This is a genomic window from Vibrio sp. CCUG 15886 (assembly GCF_028570825.1).
GTDB lineage: Bacteria > Pseudomonadota > Gammaproteobacteria > Enterobacterales > Vibrionaceae > Vibrio > Vibrio vulnificus_B.
The window spans coordinates 34,873-46,736 of sequence record NZ_JAQQBT010000014.1 but is presented as its reverse complement, the minus strand read 5'-3'; the positions used below and the strand labels follow the sequence as shown (position 1 = coordinate 46,736).

Below are 11,864 nucleotides of genomic sequence, written 5' to 3'. Positions count from 1 at the left end.
AAAAGTCGATTTACATCAGACTTTTAGCGTATAAAGATTGTCCACACTCTTAAAGCTGCAATAATTCCATTAACGAAATAGTTAAAAGTGTTTAACGTCATGGATTCGACCTACACCATCATCATCGCTGATGATCACCCCCTGTTCCGTAATGCGCTGTTTCAGTCTGTGCATATGGCGGTCAGTGGGGCCAACTTGCTAGAAGCCGACTCACTCGATGCGTTGCTGAACCTGCTTATGCGCGAAGAAGAGCCGGATTTACTGCTGCTTGACCTCAAAATGCCTGGAGCCAATGGCATGTCAGGTTTGATCCATCTCCGTGCAGAGTATCCCGACCTGCCCATCGTTGTGGTCTCCGCCAGTGAAGAACCCGCGGTGGTCACACAAGTAAAAAGCCACGGTGCTTTTGGCTTTATTCCTAAATCGAGTGATATGCGCACACTGGTTTCCGCGCTTAACCAAGTGCTCAATGGCGATCCTTATTTCCCTGAAGGACTGATCACCAATAACGCCGCCTGTAATGACTTAGCCGAGAAAATCGCCGCGTTAACACCACAGCAATACAAAGTACTGGGGATGCTTTCCGATGGTTTGCTCAACAAGCAAATTGCTTATGAGCTGAATGTTTCTGAGACCACCATCAAAGCACATATGACGGCTATCTTCCGCAAACTTGGGGTGAAAAATCGTACCCAAGCGGTGATCTTGTTACAGCAGCTAGAGCCCGAGCAATAACTCAACGCCAAACTCGGTATTCAGAAGTTTTCGTTATATTAGTTCACATTTTAATGACGCAAATTTTTAATACCTTGAGTAAAATACCTCGGCAGCCAAATGGGCTGTCTTTTTCATCCCTCTGTTATTAACTCTGGGAGGCCATACCTTGCTCAGTATTCTCATCACTCAATTTGTTGTTCTTTGGGCCGTGATTGACCCTGTTGGTTCAGTGCCTGTTTATCTTTCGCAAACCCAACATCTGACCGCCAAGCAGCGTCGTCTCGTCGCGCTCAAAGCGGTTGGTATCTCAGCAGGGGTATTGCTGTTTTTCTTAATCGCCGGGCAAATGCTGCTTGAAGCGATGCAGATCCCACTACCCGCCTTTCAGGCTGCGGGTGGGCTGGTTTTATTGCTATTCGCACTGAGTATGATTTTCGGTGAAAGTAAACCTGAGCAAGAGCAGAAGCTAAGCGAAGAGTTGGATAAATCCGCCCTCGCAGATTTGGCCGTCTACCCGCTGGCCATTCCTTCCATCGCGTCACCTGGCGCCATGATGGCGGTGGTGATGCTGACAGACAACCATCGCTATTCCTTTGCTGATCAAGCGATTACCGCGGGCGTCATGTTGGCGGTCTTGCTGATCACACTGGTTCTGTTACTCGGAGCCAACACGATTCAAAAATGGATTGGCAATGTTGGCGCTGCCATCATCAGCCGTGTGATGGGTTTGATCCTCGCCGCCGTCGCACTCAACAATTTGCTGCAAGGAATTAAAGATTTTTACCTGTAGCACGTGCGATGTTTTAGACCTTTGGCTAATTTAACATCAAATTAACATCCTCAAATCTGCTATCCATCTCACTAAACGCCCATTTTTCGGGCGTTTTTGCTTTTTATCGCCCCGACTAAAGTTGCACAGATCCCTTGACTCAACACTGCTATCTTAGGAAACGTAACATTACGTTAACACTTATCTATTCAGACGAGAAACACAAGGAGAAGGCCATGGCGTTCGAATCAACAGAACATGCTCAAGCCTACTGGAAGGAAAACTTGGGGATCATGGGATCACTGCTAGCAGTATGGTTTTTAGTGTCATACGGCGCTGGAATTTTATTTGTCGATGCACTTAATGCCATTCAGTTTGGTGGCTTCAAGCTCGGATTTTGGTTCGCTCAGCAAGGGTCGATCTACACCTTTGTGGCGCTGATCTTTGTCTACGTTGTCCGCATGAATGCGCTGGACAAGAAGTACAACGTGCAGGAAGACTAAGAGGTTTAGGAAATGGATATTCAAACTTGGACGTTTATTCTTGTCGGTATCACTTTTGCTCTGTATATCGGCATCGCAATCTGGGCCCGTGCGGGATCTACCAGTGAATTCTATGTTGCTGGCGGTGGTGTTCACCCAGTCGCCAACGGCATGGCAACCGCAGCGGACTGGATGTCTGCGGCATCATTTATCTCTATGGCAGGTATTATCTCGTTCATCGGCTACGATGGTACGGTATACCTGATGGGTTGGACCGGTGGCTACGTACTTCTCGCCCTTTGTTTAGCACCTTATCTACGTAAGTTTGGTAAGTTCACCGTGCCAGATTTCATCGGAGACCGTTACTACTCAAGAACGGCGCGTTTGGTTGCGGTATTCTGTGCTATTTTCGTATCGTTTACTTACGTTGCTGGTCAAATGCGTGGTGTGGGTGTGGTATTCGCACGCTTCCTCGAAGTTGACATCAACATGGGTATCATCATCGGTATGGCGATCGTGTTCTTCTACGCGGTTATGGGCGGCATGAAGGGCATCACCTATACGCAGGTAGCGCAATACTGTGTGCTTATCTTTGCCTTCATGGTTCCGGCGATCTTCACTTCCTTGATGATGACAGGTAACCCTGTACCTCAGCTTGGCTTTGGTTCAACCATGGCAGGTAGCGATGAGTATCTACTCACGAAACTGGATGGTCTAACGCAGGAGCTCGGCTTCACCGCCTATACCGATGGGTCGAAGAGCATGGTTGACGTCTTCTTCATCTGTGCAGCGCTCATGGTAGGTACTGCCGGTCTTCCACACGTTATTATTCGCTTCTTTACCGTACCGAAAGTATCTGATGCGCGTATCTCTGCTGGTTGGGCATTGGTGTTCATCGCGATTCTTTATACCACCGCACCGGCTGTGGCAGCGTTTGCACGCGTTAACATGATCGACACCATCAATGGTCCAGACATGCAAGGTGTCGCAGGCACAGAAGCACCGAGCTGGTACAAAAACTGGGAAAGCACTGGCCTAGTGGCTTGGGAAGACAAGAATGGCGATGGCAAGATGTTCTACTCTGGCGATGAGCGCAACGAGATGAAGATCAACCGCGATATCATCGTACTGGCTTCTCCAGAACTAGCAAAACTACCAAACTGGGTTGTCGCACTATTGGCAGCGGGTGGTCTGGCAGCAGCACTCTCTACCGCAGCAGGCCTACTATTGGTTATCTCAACCGCCATTTCGCATGACTTGTTGAAGAAAGGCTTTAGGCCCAATATGACCGATAAACAGGAGTTAATGGCCGCGCGGATTGCATCAGCGATTGCCATCGTCGGTGCGGGCTACTTGGGTATTAACCCTCCAGGCTTTGTAGCACAGGTTGTAGCATTCGCCTTCGGATTGGCAGCCTCGTCCTTCTTCCCTGCGATTATCTTGGGTATCTTCTATAAGAAGATGAACAAAGAAGGCGCTATCACGGGTATGTTGGCAGGTATTACCTTTACTGCGGCTTACATTGTTTACTTCAAGTTCATTAACCCAGCTGCGAGCACACCGGATAACTGGTTGTTCGGTATCAGCCCTGAGGGCATTGGTACACTCGGTATGTGTCTGAACTTTGTGGTAGCAATTGTCGTGAACAAGTTCACTGCCGAAGTACCGTCAGATGTACAAGAAATGGTTGAGTCTATCCGCTACCCGAAAGGCGCTGGCGCAGCGCACGACCATTAATCCACACTTTAGAGCTTTATTGTAGGGATTAAGCTCCGAGGAAACGCAAAGCCGATGCAACTGCATCGGCTTTTTGTTGTGTACAAAGTATCAAACTTATTAATTACACAACAAACACGATATTAATCTCAAAAAAAACATTCTTTCTTATCAAGAAAAAAACATCCTATATATTAGTTACCATTTGTTTTCGGACTAAAAATGAAAATCACTAAGATAATATTAACCCTGCTCTTAGTTTCTTTCCCAATAGTAAGCAAAGGTAATATGTTGAGCATTTTTGATTTATTTAAAAAAAATGAGTATGTCTTAAGTCCAGAGGTCTCTGGACACCTGACTCAAGACGGACAAGCATTTGCGAATAGAGACGTTTATCTTGAAGGCGGGTTCTTAAAACATCGATATAACGATAAAACCAAAACTGATCTGAATGGGTATTTTCATTTTGATCCCATGATTCATTCTCAATGGTTGAAGAAATCCCCGTTAAATCAAGCTTATTCTTATATTGGTATTTACATTTTAATTGAAAATGAAAAGACATATCTATGGGAATCCATATTGGGATACGAACAACCATTTAATTTCATTAAAAACAACTTAAATAACCTTAATTGCAACATCAGAACACCTGATTATCTCTACTATTTTAAAAACCCTGTAGTACCTAATGGCGTTGATTTGATGCTACTAAGCAGATGTGAAATTAAGGGATATAAGCGTAGAGAAAAGTATCAAGAGGATTAAAATGGCAATACATCATTTAATAATACTTTTTTCTTAACCGTCTCCTACCAGGTCTACGTCATGGACATATTTAAACAAAAAACATACGACTTAACACCAAAAATTCACGGGAGAATTTTTAATCATGGTATCCTTGCGGCAAATATTGAAGTCACTCTTGAAATCAGTGCTCTGAATGACACAAAAGAATTAAAGGCATATACTAATCAAAATGGTGAGTTCTTTTTTGAAGCTGTCAGTATTTCAACAATAAAGACACCAAGCATTTTTGACCCCAAAATGGTCAGCACATCATTAAGCATAAAACGTGACCTTGAATACAAATACTTATGGCGTTCATATTTACCTGGATATAGCATATTTACTTTCATGTCAGAAAATTTATCCAATCTCACTTGCGACATTAATTCAAAAGAGAAATATTTTATATTTGATGCTAAGAAAAAAGATCATGATGGGTATGAAGTTCATACTATCTGCGACCTTCATGGTGCATTAGAGTCAGGATATATAGAGAATTAAGCAGGTGATCATTATTGGCGTATCAACACAACTTTTTTCTTAGCCAATACATTCACAAAGAGCTGCCATTTTAATACCAACCATGGCAGCTCTTTTTGGAGAAGGCACCTCACGCCACTCGGTTCAACACCGCTCTCAACTTGAGCGGTTTAACGGGTTTGGCTATAAAGCTAAAACCATTGGCTTTGATGCCTTGCATCATGTCATCGGTGCGATCGGCGCTGATGATCACCCCTTCAAAACGGCTGCCCAATCTAAGCTTACATTGCTGGAGCACTTCTAAACCTGTGCGACCTTCATCAAGACGATAGTCGGAGAAAATGACATCCGGATGCCAACCACCGTCCAGTGCTTTCAAACTTTGCACAATGTCAGTAGCGGTTTTCACTTCACACCCCCAACGCGCCAGCAGATTCTCCATGCCAACCAAAATATCGGGCTCATTATCGACACACAAAATACGTAAGTGACTTAACTCAGAGTGCGCTTGGGCAGGCTCTGCCGTCGGCAACGCTTGCACTTGCTGAGCACGATCCAGAGTAATAGAAAACACACTGCCGCGGCCATGCCATGAACGCATCGAAATCTCATGCCCCAACACTTGCGCGATGCCTTTGGAAATAGCGAGCCCTAACCCCAATCCCTGATCAGCGCGCACTTGGGTGCCTCGGTTGAACTCTTCGAAGATCTCTTGTTGCTTATCTTCTTCAATGCCCATCCCGTTATCCCATACATCGATACGCACACGTTCACCGACTCGGCGCACCCCAAGCGCTACCTTGCCATTAGGACTATATCGAAACGCATTGGTCAGGAAGTTCTGCACCACACGGCGCAGCAGTTTGGGATCAGACGTGACATTGAGTGACGACGGGATCATGCAGAACTCGATGCCTTGCTGTTTGGCCAGTGCGCTAAATTCCGCATGCAAATTCGACAACACATCATTGATGGCAAAACCGTGCACGTGTACATCCAACTTACCCGATTCCAGTCGCGAGATATCCAGCAAATCACCAATCAAATCTTCCGCAGCCCCGAGGGCACTTTCAATGTGATGCGCTAGCTTGCGGCTTTCATCGTCCTTGGCCACTTCCGAGAGTAATGAGGCAAACAGACGCGCTGCGTTGAGTGGTTGCATCAAGTCGTGGCTCACGGCCGCCAAAAAACGCGATTTAGAGCGTGATTCCAACTCCGAACGCTGCGTTGCCACCACCAGCTGTTTATTCAACTGCTCAAGCTCTCTTGTACGTAAATGAACGCGCTCTTCGAGCGTTTCATTGGCTTCTTTCAGTGCTTGTTCTGCATCACGGAACACGGTGATATCGGTAAAACTCATCACAAAGCCGCCGCCGGGCATGGGGTTACCTTGCACTTCAATCACGCGTCCATCGGGTCGAATACGTGACGAGGTATGCCGCGTGCCTTGTTCCAAATGGTAGACTCGGCGACGAACATGGTCTTCTGGGTCTCCCGGGCCACATAAACCCTGCTCGGCATTATGGCGAATCACATCGGCAATCGGTCGGCCCACTTGTATCAGCCCCGGCGGAAACTCAAACAGCTCCAAATAGCGTTGGTTCCATGCCACCAGCCGAAGCTGTTTGTCCACCACGGCAATGCCTTGGCCAATATGCTCAATCGCCCCTTGCAATAGACCACGGCTAAAATCATACAACTCAGACGCTTCATCGACGATGGTCGCGACTTCCTCCAGTTGCATGTTTCTGCCTTGCAGCGCCGAAGTAAGGACTAACTTCGCCGACGAAGCACCAAACACCCCCGCCAATACCCGCTCAGTATGACGAATCAAGGTCGAGGGAGCTTGTTGGTTCGGCAATAAGGTTTCTCTTTGCTGCGACCAATAGTGAGCAAAGGCATTTTTCACTCGATTTCGCCCAACAAAGCGGGAGGCCAGCATCTCTAGCTCGCCCACGGTGACGCGGCTTTGATAGAGGCTGATGTTTTCATTTTCGGGCAATGGCGTACCAACAAATGACGCCGATTGTAAGCGCTCACTTAGGCTTGGACGCGTTAGCATCGAGACGACAAGGAAGCAGAGCGCATTGATGGTGACACTGAGGAACATCCCCCAGTCAGAGGCCTTCACGCCCATCTTCCCTAATACCTCTGGTGGTGTAATCAACCAAATCAGCAAGTTGCTCTGCGCATCCCCGGCCAACATGTCGGTTTGGCTCATCAATGTAATCAGCCATAAAGTAAAGCCCGCCGCCAGACCGACATACACCCCTTTGCGGTTACCTTGGCGCCAGTACATGCCGCCAATCAAAGCTGGAGCAAACTGGGTGATCGCAGCGAATGAGAGAAAGCCAATTGCTGAGAGCGAATGAATTGCGTCCAGCGCTTGATAGAAGCCCCATGCGCCAATTAACAACACCAGAATCAACGCTCGACGAATACGCAGCAGTAAACCTGAAAAATGGTGGTGATTACGGTTAGACAGGCGCATGCGGCGCAGCAGTAACGGCATCACCAAATCGTTGGAGACCATGATGGCGAGCGCGATGGTGGACACAATCACCATGCCACTGGCAGCGGACGTGCCACCAAGGAAGGCCAATAAAGCAATGTCATTGGCGCCAAACGCCATCGGCAAGCTGATCACATAAGTATCGGCAGGGCTGCCAGAGAGCAAACTTTGCCCCGCCCACGCAATCGGCAGCACAAAAATGCCCATCAAAATCAAATACAGCGGGAAAAGCCAGCGCGCGGTATGCAGATCTTGCGCGCGTTCATTTTCCACCACCATGGTGTGAAACTGACGCGGCAAACAGACAATCGCCAGCATGGTCAGCAAGGTGTGGATCAACAAGGTCGCGATATTGGGCGATTGGTACGTGGCAGCGGCCACACGGCTGAGATCGACCTCTTGATGCTGCATCGCCAGCCAGACGATAAACATCCCCACCACGAGAAACGCCACCAGCTTAACGATCGATTCAAAGGCGATCGCCATCATCATGCCACGGTGATGCTCGGTGTTGTCGATATGACGGGTGCCAAACAGCATGGTGAATATCGCCAGAGCCCCCACCACAAACCAAGAAACGCCAGAATCTTGATAACCAAAACGGCTTGAGAGATCAGGCGCAATGATCTCAAGCCCCATGGTGATGCCACGCAATTGCAGGGCGATATAAGGCAAAATCCCCACCACAGCGATTAAGGTCACCACCACCGCAAGCCCTTGCGATTTCCCGTAGCGCGCAGCAATGAAGTCCGCAATCGAGGTAATGTGCTCGCGCTTGGCAACGAGAATGAGCCGCGCCAAGACGCGCCAACCAAGAGTAAAGACCAGAATCGGTGCAATGTAGATCGGCAAGAAAGACCAAGGATTATTGCTCGCCTGCCCCACCGTGCCGTAAAACGTCCAAGAGGTACAGTAAACCGCAATCGATAGGCTATAGATCCAAGGCCGCCAACGTGCCAACCAATTTTTTTGCCTATCTCCATACCAAGCGATGAGGAACAACACTCCTAAATACGCTAACGATACGGGTATCACCAACCATCCTTGCATGTGACATCCTTTCTCTTGCTCAATAAAAAACCTCTCCATACGGGAGAGGTTTCATTTAACTAAGGATAGTTTTTAATCTCAATCTCTTAGGATTAATTCTGTGCATTGGGCTCCGCTTTCACCACGCTAACGTCCTGAACCTGGCTGGTGACAGGCGCGACTTTGATAAACAGTGCCACCAGCCCCATGGCCGCCATCACCCAGAATACGTTCGCGCCCCAATGCTCGAAGCCCCAACCACTAAAGGCCGTCATCGCCGCAATAAAGGCCCCCAGTGGCAGCGCATTGTACAGGGCTTGTAGCGCCACCATTTTGTGTTCTTCTGAATTTTGAATGTATTGAATGGCTGCGATGTGCGCCATCGCAAATGTCACGCCGTGCAGCAACTGCACCAACACCAAACCTAACAACAACGTGGTCGAGGCGGTGCTCCCCCAGCGCAACATGACGCCAATCGATGCCGCGACAAACAACGCACGCAGCGACCAGCCCGCAAACAAGCGCTTGCTCAACGCAAACACCGCCACTTCCGATACCACACCAAGGCTCCACAAATAGCCGATGATCTCTTCCGAATGGCCTGCTTGCTGCCAGTAAATCGCACTAAAGCTGTAATAGGCGGCGTGACTGCCCTGAATCAGAGCGGCCAGTAGCAAAAATTTCACCACAGGGCCGTCGGTCAGCAGTTGCGTCAGTTTCGGTCTTTCACTGTGATGTTCGCTGCGCGTCACCGGCATCACATTGGCACTGCGCATACTCAGCAGTAAGGAAATAAACACCCCCACCAAGGCGGTGTACAGAATCATGTCGGTGCCATAGAGGGAAATCAGATACCCCACCACGGTCGAGCCCGCGATAAAGGCGATCGAGCCCCACAAACGGGTGCGACCATAATCGAGCATCTTCAATCTTGCGTAGTAGTTGGCAAGCGCATCGGATAGCGGCACGACTGGGCCACAGCACAAGTTAAACAGTACCGTCGCTAACGCCATCAGCCAAAAGCTGCCACCGGTAAAGAAGTGGAAGCCGACAAAAATCAACGCCGCAAAACTGAGCCAACGTAACGCCGGCATAATGTGCTCGGCCTTATGGATACGTGGTGTGATCACTATGTTCGCCACACAGCGTGTCGCTAAGCCGATACCGACCAGCAAACCGATGTCAGTGGAGGAGACGCCCTGTTCTTTAAACCACAGCGACCAAAATGGCAGATAGACGCCATAGGCAAAAAAGAAACCGAGAAAATACTGCGATATCCATCCATAAGGAGACGGTTTGAACATGATGGTGATCCTAGGGTCTGTTGACCGAAAAACTGACGAGAGAAAAATCGGCGCCATTATGACTTGCCTTGCAGATGAGAAAAAGGGAATTCTCCGCGACAGATTGTTTCCTCTAATCGGCCTAATTGGAGTGAATTAGACCAAAGTCGTCTGGAGAGTCAGGAGAATTTTGTCAGACTTAGAGCATATGCCTTGCTGGTTTTGGATGCTGCCATGCCTGATAAATTTAATATGCAATCTCCCCCGTTTGATCGCTTGAGCGAGGGGCAACAACACCTTTTACGTTCTTCGCTGGATGTGGCTTATTTTCGCACTAAAGATGTGGTGCTCGCCGCGGGGCAACCGTCACCGCATCTGCATATCTTAATCAAAGGCGCGGTCGAAGAGCGTTCCGCCAACCAGCAAGAAGTGTTTGCTCACTACGCCAATGACGACATGTTTGATGTGCGCGCCTTGTTCGAGCCAACCGTACGTCATCAATATGTCGCGCTCGAAGATACCTTAAGCTATTTGCTGCCCAAGGCCATTTTTCTCGAGCTATACAATGAAAATGGCCAATTCGCCGCTTATTTTGATAACAACCTCGCCAAGCGCCAAGAGCTGATAGAGGCGGCGCAGCAGCAGCAAAATCTTGCTGAGTTCATTCTCACCAAAGTTGATAAAGCCATCTATCATCCACCGAAGATTTTGTCGCCTGAGATGCCGATCAATCAGGTCACGCGCACACTTAAAGAGAACGGTATCGATGCCGCCTTGGTACGCCTCCATGATGACGATGGGCGGCTACTCAATCATCCCAATGCACACCCTTATGCGATTGTCACCCGCACCAATATGCTCCACTCGGTGATGCTCGATGATAAGCCGCTCGACACTCCGGTGGGTGATATTGCCACCTTCCCCGTCTTCCACGTCGATGATGGTGATTTTCTCTTTAATGCGATGATCACCATGACGCGCAATCGTATGAAGCGCCTCATGGTGTGCGATGGTCATCAAGCCGTGGGCATGTTGGACATGACGCAAATTCTCAGCGCCTTCTCCACCCATTCCCACGTGCTCACTTTGAGCATCGCGCGCGCCTCCAGTGTTGAAGAGCTGGCCTTAGCGTCGAATCGCCAGCGTCAGTTAGTGGAAAGTTTGCTGAAAAACGGCATTCGCACTCGCTTCATCATGGAGCTGATTTCTGCCGTCAATGAACAGATCATCGAGAAAGCCTTTGAGTTGGTTGTTCCACCCGCCCTTCACGATCACTGTTGTTTGATCGTTTTAGGCTCAGAAGGTCGTGGGGAACAAATCCTCAAAACCGACCAAGACAACGCACTGATCATCAAAGATGGTTTGGAATGGCAACAAAGCGGCGTGGTGATGCAACAACTGACACACACCTTGCAGCAACTTGGCTATCCGCTCTGTCCGGGCAATGTGATGGTCAATAACCCTAAGTGGGTCAAAAGTCAGAGTGATTGGCGCAAAACCCTCACCGCATGGGTACGCAGCGCCAAACCAGAAACGGTGATGGATTTAGCGATTTTTGCCGATGCACATGCCGTTGCGGGCAATAAGGTATTGCTTGAGCCCGTGAAACAGCACCTCTCCGAGTTGATGGCGGATCAAGAACTGATTTTGACCGAGTTCACTCGGCCTGCATTGAACTTTTCAGTTCCCCTCACCCTTTTTGGCAACGTCAAGGCCGACAAAAGCGGCCTCGACATCAAACAAGGCGGCATCTTTCCTATCGTACACGGCATTCGAGCCCTGAGCTTGGAATACGCGCTACATGACAACAACACCTTCGACCGCATTGAGGGGTTAGTGGCACGCAACGTGTTGGAAAAAAGCACGGCCGCAAACCTAAGCGAAGCACTCAAGTTGTTTTTTAAATTGCGCCTAGCACAGCAACTGACAGAGCAGCACAGTAATAACAAACTCAACTTAAAACTGCTGGATCGCACGGAGCGAGATTTACTGCGCCACAGTTTGCACGTGGTGAAAAAGTTCAAACAGTGGCTGGGTTATCACTACCAAATCAAAGATTAACCAACGCAAAACATCGAATCACGACC

At 48.7% G+C, this 11,864-nt stretch carries 9 protein-coding genes; 7 read left to right on the top strand and 2 right to left on the bottom strand.

The annotated features are described in order from the left end of the window. The first annotated feature begins 99 nt into the window (after window positions 1–99). From PQQ36_RS18095 to PQQ36_RS18070, 6 genes are all read left to right on the top strand, one after another. Window positions 100–735 carry a response regulator transcription factor gene (locus tag PQQ36_RS18095; RefSeq protein ID WP_273662152.1) on the top strand — a complete coding sequence of 212 codons (636 nt, stop codon included), beginning with the start codon at window positions 100–102 and terminating at the stop codon, window positions 733–735. 148 nt (window positions 736–883) lie between these two features. Further along, the gene (locus tag PQQ36_RS18090; RefSeq protein ID WP_011079230.1) at window positions 884–1,507 is read left to right on the top strand and encodes a MarC family protein; all 624 of its coding nucleotides are present in this window, start codon (window positions 884–886) and stop codon (window positions 1,505–1,507) included. 215 nt (window positions 1,508–1,722) lie between these two features. After that, the gene (locus tag PQQ36_RS18085; RefSeq protein ID WP_011079229.1) at window positions 1,723–1,989 is read left to right on the top strand and encodes a DUF4212 domain-containing protein; all 267 of its coding nucleotides are present in this window, start codon (window positions 1,723–1,725) and stop codon (window positions 1,987–1,989) included. A 12-nt stretch (window positions 1,990–2,001) separates the two neighbouring features. After that, window positions 2,002–3,705 (top strand): sodium:solute symporter family protein, encoded by a 1,704-nt coding sequence (locus PQQ36_RS18080; protein ID WP_011079228.1) that lies wholly within the window; start codon window positions 2,002–2,004, stop codon window positions 3,703–3,705. 201 nt (window positions 3,706–3,906) lie between these two features. Then, complete coding sequence (locus PQQ36_RS18075; protein WP_273662150.1) at window positions 3,907–4,452, top strand: DUF6795 domain-containing protein; 546 nt, start codon at window positions 3,907–3,909, stop codon at window positions 4,450–4,452. Window positions 4,453–4,512: 60 nt separating this feature from the next. Then, complete coding sequence (locus PQQ36_RS18070; protein ID WP_043920931.1) at window positions 4,513–4,974, top strand: DUF6795 domain-containing protein; 462 nt, start codon at window positions 4,513–4,515, stop codon at window positions 4,972–4,974. A gap of 109 nt (window positions 4,975–5,083) precedes the next feature. Here PQQ36_RS18070 and PQQ36_RS18065 read toward each other — a convergent pair whose 3' ends face one another. Then, a complete protein-coding gene (locus tag PQQ36_RS18065; protein ID WP_273662148.1) occupies window positions 5,084–8,515 on the bottom strand; it encodes a PAS domain-containing hybrid sensor histidine kinase/response regulator in 3,432 nt (1,143 codons plus the stop codon). 92 nt (window positions 8,516–8,607) lie between these two features. Continuing rightward, window positions 8,608–9,798, bottom strand: a complete 1,191-nt coding sequence (locus PQQ36_RS18060; RefSeq protein WP_273662147.1) for a 3-phenylpropionate MFS transporter — start codon at window positions 9,796–9,798, stop codon at window positions 8,608–8,610. A gap of 213 nt (window positions 9,799–10,011) precedes the next feature. Here PQQ36_RS18060 and PQQ36_RS18055 point away from each other — a divergent pair, with 213 nt between their 5' ends. Further along, complete coding sequence (locus tag PQQ36_RS18055) at window positions 10,012–11,838, top strand: DUF294 nucleotidyltransferase-like domain-containing protein (protein WP_273662146.1); 1,827 nt, start codon at window positions 10,012–10,014, stop codon at window positions 11,836–11,838. Window positions 11,839–11,864: the final 26 nt, after the last annotated feature.